At 38.3% G+C, this 19,635-nt stretch carries 23 protein-coding genes; 6 read left to right on the forward strand and 17 right to left on the reverse strand.

The window, feature by feature from the left end:
* The coding region (locus Q763_RS15250) for an OmpA family protein (RefSeq protein WP_035135890.1) at positions 1-343 on the forward strand (343 nt) is incomplete at its 5' end.
* Positions 344-499: 156 nt separating this feature from the next.
* Positions 500-1,309 (forward strand): zinc-dependent peptidase, encoded by an 810-nt coding sequence (locus Q763_RS15255; protein ID WP_084596092.1) that lies wholly within the window; start codon positions 500-502, stop codon positions 1,307-1,309.
* Here the strand turns inward: Q763_RS15255 and Q763_RS15260 are convergent.
* The 11 genes from Q763_RS15260 to Q763_RS15310 all read right to left on the reverse strand — a co-directional run bounded on the left by Q763_RS15260 (position 1,299) and on the right by Q763_RS15310 (position 10,580).
* Positions 1,299-1,802 (reverse strand): DinB family protein, encoded by a 504-nt coding sequence (locus Q763_RS15260; protein ID WP_035135893.1) that lies wholly within the window; start codon positions 1,800-1,802, stop codon positions 1,299-1,301. The two genes, Q763_RS15255 and Q763_RS15260, sit on opposite strands and share 11 nt — an antisense overlap.
* A gap of 70 nt (positions 1,803-1,872) precedes the next feature.
* On the reverse strand, positions 1,873-2,295 hold the full coding sequence (locus tag Q763_RS15265; RefSeq protein ID WP_035135895.1) for a VOC family protein: 423 nt from the start codon (positions 2,293-2,295) through the stop codon (positions 1,873-1,875).
* A gap of 14 nt (positions 2,296-2,309) precedes the next feature.
* Positions 2,310-2,840 carry an SRPBCC family protein gene (locus tag Q763_RS15270; protein ID WP_035135896.1) on the reverse strand — a complete coding sequence of 177 codons (531 nt, stop codon included), beginning with the start codon at positions 2,838-2,840 and terminating at the stop codon, positions 2,310-2,312.
* 22 nt (positions 2,841-2,862) lie between these two features.
* On the reverse strand, positions 2,863-3,417 hold the full coding sequence (locus tag Q763_RS15275) for a dihydrofolate reductase family protein (protein ID WP_035135898.1): 555 nt from the start codon (positions 3,415-3,417) through the stop codon (positions 2,863-2,865).
* A gap of 30 nt (positions 3,418-3,447) precedes the next feature.
* Complete coding sequence (locus Q763_RS15280; RefSeq protein WP_035135899.1) at positions 3,448-3,876, reverse strand: DoxX family protein; 429 nt, start codon at positions 3,874-3,876, stop codon at positions 3,448-3,450.
* A 239-nt stretch (positions 3,877-4,115) separates the two neighbouring features.
* Positions 4,116-5,558 (reverse strand): glycoside hydrolase family 30 protein, encoded by a 1,443-nt coding sequence (locus Q763_RS15285; protein ID WP_035135900.1) that lies wholly within the window; start codon positions 5,556-5,558, stop codon positions 4,116-4,118.
* 38 nt (positions 5,559-5,596) lie between these two features.
* Entirely contained in the window at positions 5,597-6,259 is a 663-nt protein-coding gene (gene rpe, locus Q763_RS15290) for a ribulose-phosphate 3-epimerase (protein ID WP_035135902.1), read from the reverse strand.
* A gap of 304 nt (positions 6,260-6,563) precedes the next feature.
* Entirely contained in the window at positions 6,564-7,427 is an 864-nt protein-coding gene (locus Q763_RS15295) for a sigma-70 family RNA polymerase sigma factor (protein WP_020212501.1), read from the reverse strand.
* A gap of 116 nt (positions 7,428-7,543) precedes the next feature.
* Positions 7,544-9,079, reverse strand: a complete 1,536-nt coding sequence (locus Q763_RS15300; protein ID WP_035135904.1) for a helicase HerA-like domain-containing protein — start codon at positions 9,077-9,079, stop codon at positions 7,544-7,546.
* 77 nt (positions 9,080-9,156) lie between these two features.
* Positions 9,157-9,612: a GNAT family N-acetyltransferase gene (locus Q763_RS15305; RefSeq protein ID WP_035135905.1), complete on the reverse strand. Its 456-nt coding sequence runs from the start codon at positions 9,610-9,612 to the stop codon at positions 9,157-9,159.
* 11 nt (positions 9,613-9,623) lie between these two features.
* Positions 9,624-10,580 (reverse strand): hypothetical protein, encoded by a 957-nt coding sequence (locus Q763_RS15310; protein WP_035135907.1) that lies wholly within the window; start codon positions 10,578-10,580, stop codon positions 9,624-9,626.
* A gap of 99 nt (positions 10,581-10,679) precedes the next feature.
* Between Q763_RS15310 and Q763_RS15315 the strand changes: the two genes are divergently transcribed.
* Both Q763_RS15315 and Q763_RS15320 read left to right on the forward strand, forming a co-directional pair.
* A complete protein-coding gene (locus tag Q763_RS15315) occupies positions 10,680-11,336 on the forward strand; it encodes an LA_2272 family surface repeat-containing protein (RefSeq protein ID WP_035135908.1) in 657 nt (218 codons plus the stop codon).
* 1 nt (position 11,337) lies between these two features.
* The gene (locus tag Q763_RS15320) at positions 11,338-11,961 is read left to right on the forward strand and encodes a hypothetical protein (protein WP_035135910.1); all 624 of its coding nucleotides are present in this window, start codon (positions 11,338-11,340) and stop codon (positions 11,959-11,961) included.
* 29 nt (positions 11,962-11,990) lie between these two features.
* Here the strand turns inward: Q763_RS15320 and Q763_RS15325 are convergent, their stop codons facing one another.
* The 6 genes from Q763_RS15325 to Q763_RS15350 form a co-directional block, all read right to left on the reverse strand.
* Complete coding sequence (locus Q763_RS15325) at positions 11,991-12,299, reverse strand: DUF3817 domain-containing protein (RefSeq protein WP_035135912.1); 309 nt, start codon at positions 12,297-12,299, stop codon at positions 11,991-11,993.
* A 2-nt stretch (positions 12,300-12,301) separates the two neighbouring features.
* Positions 12,302-12,754 (reverse strand): hypothetical protein, encoded by a 453-nt coding sequence (locus Q763_RS15330; protein WP_035135913.1) that lies wholly within the window; start codon positions 12,752-12,754, stop codon positions 12,302-12,304.
* Positions 12,755-12,830: 76 nt separating this feature from the next.
* A complete protein-coding gene (locus tag Q763_RS15335; protein ID WP_035135914.1) occupies positions 12,831-13,424 on the reverse strand; it encodes a TetR/AcrR family transcriptional regulator in 594 nt (197 codons plus the stop codon).
* A 78-nt stretch (positions 13,425-13,502) separates the two neighbouring features.
* A complete protein-coding gene (locus Q763_RS15340) occupies positions 13,503-15,749 on the reverse strand; it encodes a polyribonucleotide nucleotidyltransferase (protein ID WP_035135915.1) in 2,247 nt (748 codons plus the stop codon).
* A 149-nt stretch (positions 15,750-15,898) separates the two neighbouring features.
* Positions 15,899-16,168, reverse strand: coding sequence for a 30S ribosomal protein S15 (rpsO, locus tag Q763_RS15345; RefSeq protein ID WP_035135916.1), 270 nt, complete (start codon positions 16,166-16,168; stop codon positions 15,899-15,901).
* Between the two features lie 134 nt (positions 16,169-16,302).
* Complete coding sequence (locus Q763_RS15350; protein WP_035135917.1) at positions 16,303-16,758, reverse strand: GAF domain-containing protein; 456 nt, start codon at positions 16,756-16,758, stop codon at positions 16,303-16,305.
* A 147-nt stretch (positions 16,759-16,905) separates the two neighbouring features.
* Between Q763_RS15350 and Q763_RS15355 the strand changes: the two genes are divergently transcribed.
* Positions 16,906-17,328 (forward strand): HYC_CC_PP family protein, encoded by a 423-nt coding sequence (locus Q763_RS15355; protein WP_035135918.1) that lies wholly within the window; start codon positions 16,906-16,908, stop codon positions 17,326-17,328.
* A 67-nt stretch (positions 17,329-17,395) separates the two neighbouring features.
* On the forward strand, positions 17,396-19,633 hold the full coding sequence (locus tag Q763_RS15360; protein ID WP_084596093.1) for a TonB-dependent receptor: 2,238 nt from the start codon (positions 17,396-17,398) through the stop codon (positions 19,631-19,633).
* Positions 19,634-19,635: the final 2 nt, after the last annotated feature.

Below are 19,635 nucleotides of genomic sequence, written 5' to 3' on the forward strand. Positions count from 1 at the left end.
TGATATTTATTTCGAGTTTGATAAGAGTAACATCACTAAAGAAGCTGCTTTTGAGCTTGACAAGTTAGTTGAGGCTATGAATAACGATAAGAATATGGTAATCATGGTTAAGGCCCACACGGATAACCGTGGTAGTGCACAATACAACATGAACCTTTCTAACAAGAGGGCTAAGGCTACAGTTCAGTATGTTATCTCAAAAGGTATTGCTAAAGAGCGTATCTCAGGACAGGGATATGGTGAGAGTGAGCCTAAAGTTGACTGTAAAGAAAACTGCAGTGAAGAGCAACATGCTCAAAACAGACGATCAGAGTTTATTATCGTTAAAGGAGATAAGGCTTAAAAGAGAATTAAATTTATATACAGCATAAATAATATTGTTTATGTTTGAACCCTGCTATCCTCGTGGCCATTATTGTGCACATGTAGGATAGCAGTTTTTTTATGCCTTTATGTAATTTAAAATAGTATTTTGCAACTGTAAAACACGAATTTTATTTTGGAAGTATTTGTAGGGCTTTTATGTATGGCCATAGCTTTGTTTTTTCTTTTTCTGGCATTTAATGTGCTTATTGAGCCTGCCTATATGCTTATGTTTGACAGGCCGGTATATGTACATTGGTATCTGTTTCCTAAAGAGCTTCCGTCAGAAGCACATTTTATATTAAATAAAGAATTCAGGTTTTACAGGAGTCTCTCTCCTGTGAGAAAAAAATACTTTAGGCACAGGGTACACGCTTTTATTGAATACTATGATTTTGTAGGTAGAGAAGGACTAGAGGTTACCGATGCTATGAAAATAAGAATTGCAGCTACAAGTGTGATGCTTACGTTTGGAATGCGACAGTATCTTACAGATGTATTCCAAACCATAATCGTTTATCCAGATGCTTTTTTATCTCTTTCAACTCAGGAGTATCATAAAGGAGAGTTTAATCCGGCTGCTGGTGTTATAGTGTTTTCGTGGCATCATTTTATAGAAGGCATAGAATATGACAATGATAACCTGAATTTAGGGCTGCATGAGTTTGCTCATGCCCTTCATTTCAGTTCTCTTCGTAAAAGGGCAGTAGGTACTGCATCTGTATTGTATTGTGATATGCTGGATAAGATTATGAAATATATAAGCCAGCCGGCAAACAGGGAGAAACTTGTACAGGCAGATTATTTCAGGTTATATGCATATACCAATCAGTTTGAATTTATAGCCGTTATATTGGAGTACTTTTTTGAAACACCAAATGAGTTCAGGCAAAAATTGCCCGAACTGCATGATATGGTAAGTAAAATGATCAACTTTAGACGTTAAGGCTTTTCCTGATGTTTTTAATCTGGTTGTTATGCCTCATGGTATGATAGGTTAGAAAATATATCATTTCCAGTTTTGACATTCCTTTCAAAGGATGAATATCAGGTAATGATGCTGTTTGTGAAAGATTACTTTTATGTGCTGCCTCAATAGTTTTTTTACTAAGTTCTTTTAAGGAAGCAATTAATTCTTCTTTATCATAAACTTTATCTTTGGGAATTATAAAATCAGGGGCCTGCATTTTATTCTCAAAATCCAGAAACAGCTTTTTCAGATTCTCAGCATTTTTGTCAGGAGCACGGTCTACGGGTTGTGTAGGTTCGGTAAGAATATTATCTGTTCCCGTTCCTGATTTTAGTAAGTGGCAGCCAACCTGAGCAGCTGTCCAGCTGTCCTTAAAAGGAATAGTATTTATCTCTTCCTGGTTGAATTCAGAAAGAAGTTGTGTTGTTTCGTTAAACGATTTTTCCAATTGACTGATGATTGTCTCCATGCCTATTCTTTTTAGTTAAGTTAATTCCTGTAAAATAAAAGCAGCCAGAAAACCGGCTGCTTTGGAGTCGTTATTTTATTCTGGAGTCAAAATTAATCATCCATTGTACCCCGAATTTATCGGTTAGCATGCCATAATAGGCACCCCAAAACATATCGTCCATAGGCATTCCTACTTTACCACCTGCTGCAAGCCCGTTGAAATACCTGTCGGCTTCCTCGCGACTTTCCGCATCAATAGTGATGGAACTGTTAGTGCCAAATTTGACCTGTTCCATGGATTTAGGGACATCGGTACCCATTAGCAAACTACTGCCTAGTGGTAGGGCAATATGCATAATACCATTTTTTTCGGTTTCCGGCATACTCTCACATCCCGGAGTTTCGCCAAAACGCATAACGGTTACAAACTCTCCGCCAAATACCGATTTGTAGAAATTGAATGCTTCTTCGGTATTTCCATTAAAATTTAAATAAGGATTAACTGCTCTCATTTTATGATTGATTTTTATTGTTTCTCTAATTTAGATTTGATATTGTGTAGGTTGGCATCAAGATCTTTACCTATCATGTTATCCATCATCAGGTTCATAAAGTTCATAGGGTAGGAGCTGGTGCCCTGCATAACCCAATGCATATTTGTACTGTTGCCTCCTGAATTTTCGGTAGTGATATATACTTTAGCTTCGCTTTCAAAAGGTCTTATAAAACGAAGGTCCATATCAATGCGTTCGTTGGTTTCTATGTTGGTTATTTCCAACTCGCCTTCACCTACATCATCATTACCGTCCCAGCCATAAATAAAACCTTTGGTGCCATCATCACCTGTAAACTCGGTTTTCATGTTTGGATCTTTCATCCATACGCTGTATTCATCCATGTTTTTTAGGTGGGATACATAATCAAAAACTTCTGCCTGAGGTTTGTTAATAGTAATTTCTCTTTCTACCTTATAGTCTTTGCTAATAAAAATTGCCAGTATAAAAGGGATAGCAATTATGATAAGAAGTACTATCAGGATTCGTTTAATTATTTTCATGGTGATTGATTGTTAAGTTATATTATTTGGTGTAATGTAATAGCGTGATTCCGCATTCAAAAGCTTTGCTTTCCACAAGTTTGAGACTTTGTCTATTATCAAGTTCTTCAAAAATAGACATGCCTTTACCTAAAGCGGTTGGATTTACAAATAGGAAAAACTCATCTATAAGTCCTTCTTTGATAAGAGAAGAAACAAAAGTTCCGCCGCCATAAGCAATGATGTCACTACCGTTTGATTCTTTCAATTTTTTAATATCATCGGTAAGGTTGTAAGCCAGAGATGTGTTATTCCACGGGTTGTCCTTGATGGTATTGGTAAATACTACTTTAGGGATTTGGTGAAAATCACGAGCTTCTTCTCTCGTTTCAGGGTTGTTGTATTGGCTTTCCCAGTGTGCAATAAAACCTTCGGCGAGCTTCCTGCCCAGTACAATAGTGTCAACAGGTTTTGTTAGGGCGGTAACATAATCTTTAAGTTCCTGATCCCAGTTCCAAATCATCCAGTCCATTTCACCATTTGTACCTGCAATATATCCGTCAATAGACATTTGTACCTGAAGCTTTAGTTTTCTCATAGCTGATTTTAAGTTATGATTGATTAATTGTTATTCTTCTTTTTGAGTGTTTGAATCTTTACCGAAAAGAACCGCATCGGCAGAATACTTTCCGCTACCTAGAATGAAAATCACTATACATAGTAGCATATACACAAAGGCGATGGCTTTGTCATTAAATCCGTCACCGGCATGTGCTACAAAAAAGGCAATTATCATAGTTATGAATACCGGTATTACCGAAAAACGGGTTAATAGCCCAATAAGGATAAAGAAACCGCATACCAGTTCGGCAAAAATTACCAGATTAAAAGATAGTTTTGCACCTATCCCTATAATGTCCTCAAACATTGGTGCGATTGCCTCATAGTTTGCCGCTTTCATATAACCATAATAAACAAACATTCCGCCGAAGATCAGCCTAAGTAGTAAAGTGGCCAAATCAATGTTAAGAGCCTGTACTTTAATCAGATTTTTCATCTTGGTTGATTTTGTAGTTAGTTTTATAAAGTTATGAATATTAGCTTATTGTGGTTTGCGAAAACGATATAATAAATTATGAGGTTGTTTAAGTTTTTATTTTGATATTACAAAGTTAGGATGAACTGTTATTGCTAAAGGAACGTTTAAACGTCATTATAAGGGGGGATTTAAGACACAGCCGTTATAAACGAAAAAAGCCTCCCATAGGGAGGCTTTTTATATTTTGTATTCAGGGTTTAGAAAACCAGTGTTTGTATTGAATGCGGAGCACTTTCAACTTCTGTAGCCTGACCGTTTATCCAAAGGAAGTAATTTACTTTCTCTTCACCACGGTTCATTACAATTACCACAGTTTTTCCGTCAGGGTTAAGGAAAGCAGTGGCCTCAATGGCACTACGGCTTGTAGAACAGGCAATTCTTTTAGCACCTTTTTGAACGAATTTTGAGAAGTGACCTATATAGTAATACTCATTGGTAAACATAAGCTCACCGGTTTTTGTGTTTGCATGTACAGGTGCAAAGCACAGGTTCATAACATGGTTAGGTCCTCCTGTTTCATCAAGAAGAATATTCCAGTCGGTCCATGCTGTTGTACCACTGTTAAAGTCATTGATAAGATTGTGACCGTATAATTCACCCAGTTTCCAGTCGTTTATTTTTTCCAGTTTAAACTGTTCTTTACAGCCTTCGGTAAAAATAAGGTTGGTTTCAGGGAAAGTTTCGTGAACCAGTTTCAGGTTATTAAACATTTGCGAACCACCGTTCCATGTTTCATACCAGTGATAACCTATACCCCAAAGGTATTTTGCAGCCTCAGGGTCATTAAGTACCGTTGCAGCTCTTTGGAACAGCATGTCGCGGTTGTGGTCCCATGCAATGATTTTTTTGTCGGCGTAGCCTGCTTTATGCATTGTAGGGCCTAAATAGTTTTTAAGGAAATCACGCTCCTCTTCACCAGTGTAAATGCAAGACTCCCATTTTTGGGTTGCCATAGGCTCGTTTTGGATGGTAATACCCCAAACAGGGATTCCTTCTTTCTCATAAGCGGCAATAAATTTAGTGTAGTAAGTAGCCCAGCTTTGATAGAATTCAGGTAGTAACTTACCACCTTTTAGCATACTGCCGTTACTTTTCATAAAGGCAGGTGGACTCCAAGGAGAAGCATAAAGTGTAAGTTCACCTCCGGCAGCTTCAATAGCTTTTTTGATAAGCGGAATACGATATTTTTTATCGTGGCTTATGTTGAAAGACTTCAGTTCCTTGTCGCCTTCTTTCACGTAAGTGTAGCTTTCGCTGGCAAAATCACAACTATGAATGGTAGTACGGGCAAGATTATAGCCAATGCCTTTTTCTTTGTCGTAATAGGCTTCAAGAAGCTGTTTTTGTTTTTCTTTAGGCAGTTTGGCAAATACTTCGGCAGATGCATCGGTAATAGCGCCACCAAAACCCATTACACTTTGAAAAGTATGGGTTGGATCTACAAATACAGATACTTCTGTTTCCAGCGGTTGTTTCTTTTCGCTAAACGAAAGAGTACCCTGTGCCGGTGTTAGTCTTTGGTTTGTTTCCTTAACGGTATTGTATACCGTTACTTTTTTACCTGAGGTGGTATAGGGTGTTTTTTGGGCAAACGATGCCACCCCCGATACCATCAGGATGGTTAATAGATACTGTCTCATAGATGCGGTTTTGAGATTAATGTATATATGTAATTAAATTAAAACGATGTAAGCTTTTTAAGGTCGGCAATAGTTTGCGTAGGGTTATCTGACTTAAATACAAAGTTTCCGGCAACAAGTACATCAGCACCTGCTTCTACAAGCAACTTAGCGTTTTTATCGTTTACACCACCGTCAACCTCAATAAGGGTAGGAGCATTGTGTTTTACGATAATTTCTTTAAGCTGTTTGATTTTACTGTAAGTGTTTTCAATGAAAGACTGTCCGCCGAAACCAGGGTTAACGCTCATCATACAAACCACATCAGTATCTTTAATAACATCTTCTAAAAGTGCTACGTTAGTGTGTGGGTTTACAGCAATACCGGCTTTCATACCTTCGGCTTTAATTGCCTGTAGGGTACGGTGCAGGTGAGTACATGCTTCATAATGAACGGTTAAGTTTGTAGCACCAAGAGCAGCAAATGTTTTAATGTACTGGTCTGGGTTAACAATCATAAGGTGCACATCTATAGTTTTTTTAGCGTGGCGTGTAATAGCCTCTAAAACCGGCATACCAAAAGAAATGTTAGGCACAAAAACGCCATCCATAATGTCTATGTGAAACCAGTCGGCATCACTGTTGTTAATCATTTCAATGTCACGTTGCAGGTTGGCAAAATCAGCCGAAAGCACAGATGGTGCAATTAATGTATTTTTCATTATTGTTAAAGTATGAATTTATGCAAATATAAGAGCAAAGTTTTTAAAATACGCAGCTTAACCTTCGCAAAGTCATGTTATTGTGTATAATTGATAATTTTTCAACAGATAAGTTAAAGTATATACATAAAAAAAACTCCGGTAATCAGCCGGAGTTCAATCATCAATCAAAAAACGAACAGTTATTGAACTGTAAGTGTCTTAAATATTTTTATTCGTGTTGAAAGTCAAAATTTTGGAGTGCCAAAATACAAATTTAATCTAAAAAAGCGAATTTTGGAAGCTCTTTTTTGGCTTTTTACGATTATCCTAAATATGTCTTAAGGATTTTACTTCTTGAAGTATGTTTTAATCTTCTGATAGCCTTCTCCTTAATTTGGCGTACACGCTCACGGGTAAGGTCAAAAGTTTCACCAATTTCTTCAAGTGTCATAGGGTGCTGGTCACCCAAACCAAAATAAAGGCGTACCACATCGGCTTCACGGGGAGTAAGGGTTTCAAGAGCCCTTTCAATCTCTGTGCGAAGTGATTCGTGAATAAGCTCACGGTCAGGATTTGGTGATTCTCCCGAACGAAGAACGTCGTATAAGTTAGAATCTTCACCTTCAACAAGCGGTGCATCCATAGACAGGTGACGACCTGAGTTTTTCATACTCTCTTTTACGTCGTTTACTGTCATATCAAGTTCTTTAGCGATTTCTTCTGCAGAAGGGGCACGCTCGTTACTTTGCTCAAGCAAAGCATACATTTTATTGATTTTGTTTATGGAACCAATTTTGTTAAGTGGTAAACGAACAATACGGGACTGTTCTGCAAGTGCCTGTAATATAGACTGACGAATCCACCATACGGCATATGAAATGAATTTAAAACCACGGGTTTCGTCAAAACGCTGTGCAGCTTTAATAAGTCCTAAATTTCCTTCGTTAATTAAATCGGGAAGTGTTAATCCCTGATTTTGATATTGTTTTGCAACCGATACAACGAAACGCAGGTTGGCTTTTGTAAGTTTTTCAAGTGCTCTCTGGTCTCCGGCTTTAATACGTTGTGCTAACTCTACCTCCTCATCTGCAGTGATCAAATCTACTTTTCCAATCTCCTGTAGGTACTTGTCTAATGAAGCAGTTTCCCTGTTGGTAACCTGCTTGGTAATCTTAAGCTGTCTCATCTAAAATCTCCTCTGAGTTATGTGTTGAGATAGTTATACGTAACGAGTTGCAAAAAAGTTACAGAAAATTTGAAATTATTTTTAATTAGCTTATTGTTAAGGTTTTGTGTTGTTTTTTACTTAAACATTTTATTCAACACCCCAAAAACTCCTCTAATAAAAGTAGCACTGGTAACTGTTTTTATAATTTGTTTTTCCAGTGTGCTGCTTGTAGAAGTTGTTCGGGAGCTTCGGGTGGTTTGTCTGCGGGCTTTCTCTTCGGCTTTTTGCTGTTCTTCCTGCTGTTGTTGTGTGGTGATTGCCTCTATTTTTTTGGTAAGTATCTCACAGGCACTTTCGCGGTCTATTTCCTCGGCATATTTTTTAACCAGTTTGGAACTGTTGTTTATTTCGCTTATTTCCTGTTCTGTAAGGATGTCCATTCGGCTCATAGGGGCGCGTAGCATGGTAGCGGCAAGCGGGGTAGGGATGCCCTTTTCGTTAAGTGCTGTTATGAGTGCTTCCCCGGTACCCAGTTGGGTTATAACTTCATCTGTATCATAAAAATCAGAAATAGGATAGTTCTCAGCCGTTAGTTTAATGGCTTTACGGTCGGTAGCAGTAAAGGCGCGAAGCGCATGCTGTACTTTTAATCCCAGCTGACTCAATACTCCGTTTGGAACATCGGTAGGATTTTGAGTTACAAAAAACAGTCCTACACCTTTGGATCGGATAAGCTTCACTATAGTCTCTATCTGATCCAGTAGTGTTTTACTGGCCTCGTCAAAAATAAGGTGTGCCTCATCAATAAAAATTACCAGTTCAGGTCTGTCGGCGTCTCCTTTTTCAGGCATCTGGTTGTATATCTCTGCCAGTAACGACAGCATAAAGGTTGAGAACAGCTTTGGTTTGTCCTGAATATCGGTTAACCTCATAATGTTTACATAGCCTTTGCCTTCGTTGTCTATGCGCATAAGGTCTTCAATTTCAAAGGATAGTTCGCCGAAAAATAGGTTGGCATCCTGCTGTTCCAGTTCAATTATTTTGCGGAGTATCGCTCCTGTTGAAGCGGTAGATATGCGTCCGTATTCCTTTTCAATCTCCTCTTTACCTTCGTCGGTAATGTATTGCAGTACTTTTTTAATATCCTTTAAATCCAGTAAAGGCATGTTGTTATCGTCACAATATTTGAAGATAACACTCATAATCCCGGTTTGGGTATCGTTAAGATCCAAGACCCTGGAAAATAAAACCGGACCAAATTCTGAAACTGTTGATCTAAGTCTTACACCATGTTGTTTGGAAAGGCTCATCAGTTCAACAGGGAAACCTTTGGCTTCATACGGCAAACCTATTTTAGCATGTCTTTCGGTAATAAAGTTTTTTTCTTCCCCCGGTTTGGCAATACCACTAAGATCACCTTTTATATCCATCATTAATACAGGAATACCGTTGTTAGAAAGGTGTTCTGACAGGATTTGAAGGGTTTTTGTTTTACCCGTACCGGTAGCCCCGGCAATAAGTCCATGCCTGTTTAATGTTTTTAGCGGAACATTTACATAAGCCCCCTCTACAGGTTCGCCGTTAAGCATTGCTGTTCCCAGTGTAATAGCGTCGCCTTTTGTGGTATATCCTTTAGTAATGGTATCTAGAAAATGAGCTGTATCTGCCATAAAGGTTTTGGTTTATTTTGCGAATCTAAATTTCGGGCAATAATTTTTATCTGGCAACAGTTACTTTTAAATTATGGCTACTTCATTAACGACAACCATTTTTTGTAAGCCATTATAAATTTTATTTCCTGAGTGCCATAAGCTCCGATATTTTCCCATCCTTTAAGGCGGTAAAATGTTTCGGCACGTGTGCCTGTACCGGTACTAAGCCAAATGGTTTCCTGTGTTTGTGAAAAATACCAGTCCATCATTATATTATGGAGGGTTTTGCCTATGCCTTTGTTTTCAAATTCGGGTAAAATGAATAATGCCCATACATTATTATCTGCCGTGCTTACTATAGCAAAGCCCACAATAGTATTGTTTACTATGGCAATCCAGCCTTTACCGCGACGGGTTATATAATCTTCCACATCGCTGTCTTTAACAAGTTCGGGATTGGAGAGGATATTCTCTTTAACGGTATGCCTTACATATTGTATTTGCGGAATGTCGGTAACTAGAGCTTCCCTGTAAGTTAAATCGGTTAACATGTTTTTGTATTTTAGAAATTGTAATCCAGTTCGCTGTTCATGCGCTGAATGTAGAAATCTATTTTTTGGTGCATTCGATTAAAGAACAGTTTACGGTCGCGTGTACCCGACAGGTTAAGTGATTTTGAGTTTTTGATTTGATAGTTAAAATAGTCTTCTGTGCTTTTACAGGTATTACTGTCGCCCGTTATAAAGTAGCCTAACATGGTATAGGGTATAAATAATGATTTTTGTTTTACCGATGATAACAGTACGTTGTTGTTTAATAAAAGCAGTTCGTTGTAATATAAATGATAGCCCGAATCGTTTTTGGTGCATTTTAGTTCTACTTCATTAAGTATGGCTTTAAGATCGTTACAAATAAGCAATGCGTTCGCCAGTGTTACTAATCCCGACTGAAAAAAATAATATATCTGTTGTATGGTACTGTTTATGGTAGTATCGTTCCAAATTTCTTTTACCTCTACATTTTTGTATACATTGTTAAGTTTCTGGCTATGTTCCAGCAACGAACCGTTAACGGTAAAATTTTCAAATTTTTCATGTTGTTGTCCGCTAAGAAGATCAAGCCATACATAAAGCTTAAACTTGGAGAGTAATGTTCCGCTAATGGTATGGAATAACGGAATATCCTTTGCCGAATAGTACATAACCGAATCAGTGTAGTTTTTGTAAGCTTCCAGTTTTTGTGCTGAGTTTTTAAAGTAGTCGGTTAGGTTTGCTATGTTTTTTATTTCGGCTGTTTTTTCTACAACTACTTTATTGCTGCTGCCAAACAGGGTATCCATTGATATGGAATAGTGATTGCATAGTGCTATTGTTTCATCAATAGTAAACTTGCTTTTTTGAGAAATTCTCCTGTGTGCGGCGTCATAGCTGATATTGAGTATGGCGGCTATCTCATCTATAAGTGATACCGACTGGCTGTGCTGTCTTATGGTTTTTAAAAGTTTATCCTGATTGTTCATTTGTGAAAAACGCAAAATTAATTTGCTTTTTAATTTATTACCGCAAAGTTAATTGCAATATACGCAATAGTTTTGAGCTGAACTTTAAATCAGCTTATTATGAAAATCAGGTTGTTTGTTTTGCTTTTATTACTTTGTTATGTTAAGAGTGTTGCCCAACAGGAATACAAAACACAGATATTTAGTTTTGCTCCGATTTCAGCTAATGTGAAAACCGTAAACGGAATGGTTTTAGGGGTGTGGCATTATGATTATGATTTAGAAATGCCTAAACATATTAACGGACTTAATATTGAAATAAATCCGGTATCTCCTCTTTTGCTTCTTTATATAGATCCCCAAAAACGTATTGACATCAGTCGTGAAGTCGGACTGGTGCAAAACGGGCTTCATTTGTCTATAGGAGGCTTTTTGGGTAATGTGAAACAAAACGGTATGGGGGTCTCACTTTATAATATTACCTGTGCTTCAAACGGGCTTACCCTAACGGCTTTTTATAATTATTCTCTTGAGATGAATGGACTTCATATTGCCGGGCTTAAAAATGATACCCAGAAAGGCAGCGGACTACAGATAGCTATATTTAATAATGCAGGTGTTCAATTTCATGGTGTGCAGCTTGGACTTCTTAATAATTCGGAGGTACTTCATGGTTTACAGATAGGATTGTTTAATAAAACTACTCATACTAAAGGTTTGCAATTTGGATTTTGGAATATTAATGCAAAGAGGTCTTTGCCTTTAATAAACTGGTAATATGAAGAAGGTTATGTTTTTAAAGATATTGCTTTTGACCTTTTATGTCACTGCACAGGTTGAAGTTGTTAATGATACTGTTAATGAACGTTTTTTTGGAGAGGCAGGGTTAAGGATTCCTATAGGTAACGATAACAGGTATGGTGTGTCGCCTGAATTTGGATTATGGTATCGTACTAAAATGGCTAATGAAGTATATGATATAGGTTTTTCTCTCTTTACTCCCTTAAATCGTGAAGTGTTTATTTATAAACTTAATAATAGAGAGTATAGTGTAAAATTGCAGGAAGTTTCGGGTATGGTTGGTGTTCGTATGAATAAGCTCTATGTAATGCGCAATCAAAACTTTGTGTTGGAGTGGGAGTCTTCGTTAGGGTATGCTTTTTTACTGTATAACGCTCCGCGTGAAGAGGGTATTGATGAAAACTTTCAAAATGGTGATATGGTTACGGGGTACAGTAAGGGTTTTAGTGCTTTTCATTTGGGACAGGGAATGAGGTTTTGGTATAAAAACACCGGTTTTCAGGTAAAGTATAATTTTACACCCTATAAATTATTTACAAATTATGTTCCTTCCGGTTTGGGGTCGCATAGTTTGAGTTTAGGATTTATTTACAGACAATAAAAGCCTTGCTATTTAGCAGGACTTTTTAATTATAATTTGATTTTTTTGAGGATCGTTTTATCAATATAAAATGTACCAAACGGAATGATACAGGCAAGCAGAACTTTCCAGGTGGTGACTTTAAACTGCCATTGTTGTTCCACGCCTACACTTAAGGTGTTGAATAAGAACAAAAGGAACAATGCTCCATGTATTGTTCCCAGTGTGGTTGAAAGGTGAGGGTAACCGTAAAAGTGTTTTAAGGGAGTAGCAACAAATAGTAATACTAGTAATGATATGCCTTCAAGGAAAGCTATTAGTCGTAGTCTTCCTACATTGGTTTTAAACAAGTTTTTCATAATTAAAAGCGGATTAGTGGTCTGTTAGCAAGAGGTGAGAAAGGCCAGGGTATTGCTAATAATATTAGCAGTGCGGCAAGGCTAAACCATATCAGCATGATCTTGAATTTTGCTTGGTCTGATTTTTCTCTTTTTGATTTTGCCGAACCTATAGTGATTAAAACAATTGCTAATAACATTAGCAATATGTGAATGATGCCAAAGAACAGGGTTTCACCTGTGTTGTTTGCTGTAGCGAAAAACTGTTTTACAAACGGACTTTTTACATACAGTAGGATTCCGGTAATAAGCTGTATGTGTGCAATAGTTGCTGTCCAGTGTCTTATGGCGTTGCTGGTTTTGGTGAAAGCGGTTTTAGCGAAGTAACCTTTTGCCGAAATAATTATGGCATAGGTTAGACTAAAAACCACAGCCCACCTGAAAACCGAGTGGACAGTGAGTAAAAATGAATACATAACTGTGTTTTGATTGATGATTGACAGGACAAAAATAATAAAAACATACTAATTAGTATGTTTTTGGTTAAAAAAATTATTTCAAGGTGTTGAGATATTTTTTGAATTGGGATAAATAGTTTATGTAGCTTGGTTTTCCGTGAATTTTTCCAAGGTTTCTTATTCCGCCGTACCCTGATATAATATACTGTGCCACTTCTTTTGGATTGGTGTCAGGGTTTATTTTTCCAATAGTTTTACCTTTTTCAAGGGTAGTGGTAATGGCTTCTTCCCATTGTATAACCAGTTGGGAAAGTGCCTTGTTAAAAGCCTCGTTGTATGATGCCATTTCTTCCACCATGTTTATGGCTGGGCAACCGTATTTTATGATAAAAAACGGATCTTTAAGCAAGAGGGATTCCATCATGTTATATATCTCTTCTGTAGGGTTACCATTACTGGGTAGTGCTTCTATGAGCGATTTGCGCATACCGGGCTGCATAACCTCGTTTATCATGGCAAGGCCCATTTCGTCTTTGTTTTTAAAATGATAAAAAAAAGCGCCTTTGGTAACCTGTGTAGTGGCGATAATCTCGTCTACACTGGTGGTGCGGTAACCGTTTTGGTAAACCAGCTCAAATGCTTTTTGTAGTATGTTAAGCCTTGTGGCTGCTGCTTTTTTTGATGACATATTGTAAAAACAAAGTGCTAAGTTAAATAAAAAACCCTGCTATAAAGCAGGGTTTTTATGAATTAACCTTATAAAATATTAAGCTTCCTTATTACCGTCTTTGTCATTATTTCTAGGTCCTCTGTTGTTATTGTCCCTGTTAGGGCGAGGTCCTCTGTTTTCTCTTGGAGCACGGTTCTCGTCTCTTGGCGGACGATTCTCATCTCTTGGAGGTCTTGGCAATAATGCTTTTCTTGAAACTTTCTCTTTTCTGGTTTTAGGGTCGATACCGATGTATTTTACATCAAATACATCACCCATATTAACAACGTCAGAAACATTTTCTGTACGCTCCCATGCCAGTTCAGATACGTGTAACAGTACTTCGTTACCCGGAGCCTGAACGTACTCTACTACTGCACCAAAGTCAAGCATTTTTACAACTTTTACGCTGTAAGTTTCGCCCACCTGTGGTTTAAATATAATAGAGTCGATTTTGTTAAGTACAGCCTGCATTCCGTCTGGATCAGTACCAAGGATTTCAACTTCACCCTGCTCATCAACCTCGTTAATAACGATAGTTGTACCTGTAGCTTTTTGAAGTTCCTGGATGACTTTTCCGCCAGGACCGATAAGAGCACCAATAAATGCACCAGGTATAGTAACCTTAACAATTTTAGGAGCGTGTTTCTTAACAGTTTCTCTTGGTTGGCTGATAACTTCAGTAAGTTTACCAAGGATATGAAGACGACCTTCACGTGCCTGCTCAAGCGCCTGCTCCATGATTTCATAGTTAAGTCCTTCAATCTTGATATCCATCTGGCAGGCAGTAATACCATCGGCAGTACCTGTAACTTTAAAGTCCATGTCACCTAAGTGATCTTCATCACCAAGGATGTCTGAAAGTACAGCCCATCTGCCTGTTTTATCGTCAGAGATTAATCCCATTGCAATACCCGATACAGGTTTTGCGATTTTAACACCTGCATCCATAAGAGCAAGTGTACCTGCACATACAGTAGCCATAGAAGATGAACCGTTAGATTCAAGTACTTCAGATACTACACGAACAGTATATGGGTTCTCGTCTGTAAGCATGTTTTTAAGTGCACGTTGTGCAAGGTTACCGTGACCAACTTCTCTTCTTGAAGTTCCTCTTAGTGGTTTTGCTTCACCGGTAGAGAACGGAGGGAAGTTGTAGTGTAGGTAGAAGTTCTCTTCTCCCTGCTCAGACGGTAGGTCGATAACGTTAGCCTCACGTGATGTACCTAGGGTAACTGTTGCCAGTGCCTGAGTTTCACCTCTTGTGAATATAGCCGAACCGTGTGTTGAAGGAAGATAATCCACTTCACACCAAATAGGGCGTATTTCGTTTGTTTTTCTTCCGTCAAGACGTACACCCAGGTCAAGGATTACGTTTCTTACGGCTTCTTTTTGCGACTTGTAAATGTATTTGCTAATCAGGTCGGCAAGTTCAAGTTGCTCCTCTTCTGTGAAGGCAGCAAGAACTTCTTCCTTAATAGTGCTGAATTTTTCAGAACGCTCCTGTTTAGAAGAGCTTTCCTTAGCAACAGCAAAATACTTGTCGTATGAAAGGTCGTATACTTTTTTCTCAACATCGGCATCAGTAGCTTCCTCTTCGTAAGTTCTGATTTCTTTGCCTATGGCAGCTTTAAGTTTTTCCTGAGCGGCAATCTGAGCTTTAATGGCTTCGTGAGCAAATTTAATTGCCTCAACCATTTCTTTTTCAGATATCTCTTTCATTTCACCTTCAACCATCGCGATAGAGTCGCTTGAAGCACCAATCATCATATCGATGTCAGACTGCTCCAGTTGCTCCCTGCTTGGGTTGATGATAAATTTGCCATCTACACGTGCTACACGAACTTCAGAGATAAGTGTGTGGAAAGGTACGTCTGACACTGCAAGGGCAGCAGAAGCTGCAAGACCTGCAAGTGCATCAGGCATTACGTTTTCGTCGTGAGACATAAGCTGGATCATTACCTGCGTTTCAGCGTGGTAATCATCCGGGAAAAGCGGACGAAGTACACGGTCTACTAACCTCATGGTTAATACTTCTGCGTCACTTGGTCTTGCTTCACGTTTAAAGAATCCGCCCGGAAAACGGCCCGCGGCCGCAAATTTTTCACGATAATCTACCGTTAGGGGTAAAAAGTCAATGCCCGGAGCGGCAGTTTTTGCGGAAACTACAGTTGCAAGCAGCATGGCATCGCCCATTTGTACTACTACAGAGCCGTCTGCCTGTTTTGCTAGTTTCCCCGTTTCGATCGAGATGCTTCTTCCATCTCCAAGATCGATAATTTCTCTTGTTACATTTGGAATCATAAATCCATTTCTTTGATTAAACAATGGGTACGTTGTAGTTGTGTAGTTGTTGTGTGTAGTTGTTTAAACCCCAATGAAAAACCAAAACTTTTTTTATGCAAAATATATAAAAACAAAAAGAGGCGCGCAGGCGCCTCTTTTCATCTCGATTATTTTCTGATGTTTAATTCTTTGATAATCTCACGGTATCTGTTAATCTCTTTCTTCTTAAGGTAATCCAGAAGACTTCTTCTTTTACCTACTAGCTTAACAAGAGAACGCTCAGTGTTAAAATCGTGACGATTCTTTTTTAAGTGCTCAGTTAAGTGGTTAATTCTGAATGTGAATAACGCAATCTGTCCTTCTGCAGTTCCTGTGTCAGTTGCAGATTTACCGTGTTTTGTAAAGATTTGCTCTTTTACTTCTTTAGTTAAGTACATGCCAATATTTGTTTAAATAATTTTTATGTAACGGGCCTATCCCGATTGGGTGCAAAGGTAATCAATATTTTAATATCCGCAATACTTTGCTGAATAACTTTAAAAGGTGTGTAGTGTGTCAGGTAATCAGTAAGTTAGAATAACTTAGCTACCTGTTCGTTTACAAACTCCAGGAAACGCTCATCCAGTTCGCTAAAAGCGTCCAGTACGTTAGAGTCAATGTCTATCTGGCCTATGTTTTTTCCGTCTACAAAAAGCGGAACCACCACTTCTGATTTTACTGTAATACTGCAGGCAATATAATTGTCCTGGGCGGTTACATCGGGTACCACAAAGTTTTCGTTAGAAACTGCTACCTGTCCGCAAATACCTTTTCCGAAAGGAATAACGGTATGATCTGTAGGTTCGCCGGCATAAGGTCCCAGTAAAAGCTCTTCCTTATCTCCGTTTCTGAAATAAAAGCCTACCCAATCATAATAATCAATATTATCTTTTAAAAGATGGCAAAGCTGTAATAGTTTCTCATCTCTTAAAGTGTTATCATGGTGCAGTATATCTGTAACTTTCGGTTTTAACTCTTCAAATGTCATAGTGTATAATATTTAATACAAAATTATTTATTAAAACATTCTGGCTTATGTTTTTTTGTGTTAAAAAATATAAAATTCCCACATTTTGCGTTTTAACAGGGGTGGGGTAGTCTCTCTTAAAAATTAAATGTATAAATTTGTGGCACAATGAAACTTAAAAGGCACATAAACATACTTTTGGCTTCACTCCTGTTAATGTCTAACATGGGGTTTGCGCTTAATGTACATTATTGCCACGGAGAGATAGCATCGGTTACGCTTGCCTATAAACTGGATGAGCCATGTATGGCTAATACCAAGAATGAGGATAAGGGCTGTTGTGCCATGAAAACCGAAACCGGTAAAAAATGCTGTAAGAATGACGTTGTAAAGCCTCATGATAAGAGTGATAATATACTTGTAAAATCACTACAGCTTGATCTTGGTGCTTTTTATGTTGCCGATACCTGGCAACCAATTAATGTTGCTTATAAAACACCTGTTGTAAAACAGGTAAATACTTCTTTTTACTGCGAGGCCAATGCGCCCCCGCTCTTTAAACTCTATTGCCAATATATTTTATACGCCTGATTTTAATGTTTTTCAGTTTGATATCCCTATAATGGGGAATACTACTCGTTAACATTAAAATATTTTTATGCGTAATATATTATTTTACACGGCTTTGCTGTGCACTCTTATGGTACAGGCACAGGATAAGCTAAGCGGTAAGGTGCTGGATGAAAACAGCCAGCCGCTTCCGGGAGCCAGCCTTTACTGGCTTAACACAAACGTTAGCGCCTCTACAGAAGCTGACGGTACTTTTGAGATCCCTTACAAAACGGAATACAAAAAACTATTGGTAAGCTATATTGGTTATACTACAGATACGCTTACTGTGGAATCGCCTGATTTTATAAGCCATTCGCTTAAACCTTCTCAAGGTAGTAAGCTTGATAATGTGGTGATAGATAAAACAAGGAAGAGCCTAAAGCGTACAAGTGCATCGGCAGCTAATGTTGTTAATATGAGCTCCGGTGAGCTGCTTAAAGCTGCTTGTTGTAATATAGCTGAGAGTTTTGAAACCAATCCTTCTATTGATGTCAATTTCTCTGATGCTCTTACGGGAAACAGACAAATCAAAATGCTGGGGCTTACCAGTCCCTACCTGTTAATATCTGAAGAGAATATTCCTTCGGTTCGTGGTGCCTCACAAGCATACGGATTATCATTTATACCGGGTACTTGGGTAGAGAGTATCCAGATAACCAAAGGTGCAGGTCCTGTTATTAACGGTTATGAGAGTATATCCGGACAGATAAACTACGAGCTGCTAAAGCCTGCTATGGATATTCCGTTCTTTTTAAATGCATACGGTTCGCAGGGTGGTCGTTTTGAGCTAAATACTCATTTCAATAAAAAACTAAATGACCACTGGAGCAGCAGTCTTTTTGTACATGGTAACACAAGAGTGTCTAAAAACGATATGAACGACGATGGTTTTTTAGATAATCCGCTGGCAAAGCAAATCAATGTAATGAACCGCTGGCAATACAATAACGCTGAGACCGGATGGATAAGTTTTATAAATCTTCGTTATATGAGGGATGAAAAACAAACCGGTGAGGTTGACTTTGATCCGGACACCGATAAGTTTACTACAAATCACTGGGGTGCCGAGATAAATACCGATAAACTGGATATCTCTACCAAACTGGGGTATGTTTTCCCCGATATGCCTTACCAGAGTATTGGGTGGCAAACATCTTTTAACTGGCATAACCAGGAGTCTTACTTTGGGTTTAACCAGTATGATATAGACCAAAAGAGTTTTTATTCTAATTTGATATTCAATTCTATTTTAAGCAATACCCTTAATAAGTTCTCTACTGGTCTTAATGTGACTTATGATAACTATGGGGAGTTTGTAAACACTATAGATCACAGCCGTATTGATAACAGTGTAGGAGCCTTTTTTGAATATACTTACGATAATACCCGTAACTTTAGTTTAGTTGCCGGTGGTAGGTTTGATTACCATAATCGTTTAGGGGCATTTTTAACGCCAAGAATGCACTTAAAATACAATCCGTGGGATAAGGCAACGGTAAGAGCATCATTTGGACGCGGGAAAAGAGCAGCTAATATTTTTGCCGAAAACCAATCGCTGTTTGGTAGCTCAAGGGTAATGAGTATTCTTAACTCAGGAGGTAAGGTTTATGGGCTGGATCCTGAAATTGCATGGAACTACGGTTTGAGCTTTGTACAGGGGTTCCCTCTGTTTAACAGGAATGCCGAGTTTGTGGTCGATTTTTACAGAACCGATTTCCAAAATCAGGCAGTGGTCGATTTATATGCCAGTCCGCAACAGGTATTGTTCTATAATCTGGATGGTAAGTCATATGCTAACAGTCTTCAGGTAGAGCTTAACTATGAAATTACACGTCATTTTAATATCCGTACAGCATACAAGTACTACGATATTCAAACCGATTATCTTTCAGGAGCTCAGGATAAACCGTTACAGGCAAAACACCGTTTCTTTACCAATTTAGCTTATGAAACTCATATTGCCGAAGGCGGTAAGCAATGGAAGTTTGACTTTACCTATAACTGGATGGGTAAACAACGCCTGCCATACACCGGTAGTAACCCTGTTGAATACCAAATGGGAGATTATGCTCCGGCCTTCTCGTTAATGAATGCTCAGATTACAAGAACCTTTTCAAGTGTGTTTGAGGTATATGTAGGAGGGGAGAATATTGGCAATTACAGACAAAATAAGGCAATTGTTGGAGCAGATGATCCTTTTGGCCAGTATTTTGATACATCTATTGTATATGCTCCGGTTTTTGGCCAGATGTACTATGCCGGACTAAGGTTTAAAATCAAATAATA

The organism is Flavobacterium beibuense F44-8, assembly GCF_000769915.1.
Classification (GTDB): domain Bacteria; phylum Bacteroidota; class Bacteroidia; order Flavobacteriales; family Flavobacteriaceae; genus Flavobacterium; species Flavobacterium beibuense.

Coding starts and splice junctions, on each gene's coding strand:
- Q763_RS15260 (WP_035135893.1), bottom strand. CDS start 1,802: ATGGAGACAATCATCAGTCAATTGGAAAAATCGTTTAACGAAACAACA.
- Q763_RS15265 (WP_035135895.1), bottom strand. CDS start 2,295: ATGAGAGCAGTTAATCCTTATTTAAATTTTAATGGAAATACCGAAGAA.
- Q763_RS15270 (WP_035135896.1), bottom strand. CDS start 2,840: ATGAAAATAATTAAACGAATCCTGATAGTACTTCTTATCATAATTGCT.
- Q763_RS15275 (WP_035135898.1), bottom strand. CDS start 3,417: ATGAGAAAACTAAAGCTTCAGGTACAAATGTCTATTGACGGATATATT.
- Q763_RS15280 (WP_035135899.1), bottom strand. CDS start 3,876: ATGAAAAATCTGATTAAAGTACAGGCTCTTAACATTGATTTGGCCACT.
- Q763_RS15285 (WP_035135900.1), bottom strand. CDS start 5,558: ATGAGACAGTATCTATTAACCATCCTGATGGTATCGGGGGTGGCATCG.
- rpe (WP_035135902.1), bottom strand. CDS start 6,259: ATGAAAAATACATTAATTGCACCATCTGTGCTTTCGGCTGATTTTGCC.
- Q763_RS15295 (WP_020212501.1), bottom strand. CDS start 7,427: ATGAGACAGCTTAAGATTACCAAGCAGGTTACCAACAGGGAAACTGCT.
- Q763_RS15300 (WP_035135904.1), bottom strand. CDS start 9,079: ATGGCAGATACAGCTCATTTTCTAGATACCATTACTAAAGGATATACC.
- Q763_RS15305 (WP_035135905.1), bottom strand. CDS start 9,612: ATGTTAACCGATTTAACTTACAGGGAAGCTCTAGTTACCGACATTCCG.
- Q763_RS15310 (WP_035135907.1), bottom strand. CDS start 10,580: ATGAACAATCAGGATAAACTTTTAAAAACCATAAGACAGCACAGCCAG.
- Q763_RS15315 (WP_035135908.1), top strand. CDS start 10,680: ATGAAAATCAGGTTGTTTGTTTTGCTTTTATTACTTTGTTATGTTAAG.
- Q763_RS15320 (WP_035135910.1), top strand. CDS start 11,338: ATGAAGAAGGTTATGTTTTTAAAGATATTGCTTTTGACCTTTTATGTC.
- Q763_RS15325 (WP_035135912.1), bottom strand. CDS start 12,299: ATGAAAAACTTGTTTAAAACCAATGTAGGAAGACTACGACTAATAGCT.
- Q763_RS15330 (WP_035135913.1), bottom strand. CDS start 12,754: ATGTATTCATTTTTACTCACTGTCCACTCGGTTTTCAGGTGGGCTGTG.
- Q763_RS15335 (WP_035135914.1), bottom strand. CDS start 13,424: ATGTCATCAAAAAAAGCAGCAGCCACAAGGCTTAACATACTACAAAAA.
- Q763_RS15340 (WP_035135915.1), bottom strand. CDS start 15,749: ATGATTCCAAATGTAACAAGAGAAATTATCGATCTTGGAGATGGAAGA.
- rpsO (WP_035135916.1), bottom strand. CDS start 16,168: ATGTACTTAACTAAAGAAGTAAAAGAGCAAATCTTTACAAAACACGGT.
- Q763_RS15350 (WP_035135917.1), bottom strand. CDS start 16,758: ATGACATTTGAAGAGTTAAAACCGAAAGTTACAGATATACTGCACCAT.
- Q763_RS15355 (WP_035135918.1), top strand. CDS start 16,906: ATGAAACTTAAAAGGCACATAAACATACTTTTGGCTTCACTCCTGTTA.
- Q763_RS15360 (WP_084596093.1), top strand. CDS start 17,396: ATGCGTAATATATTATTTTACACGGCTTTGCTGTGCACTCTTATGGTA.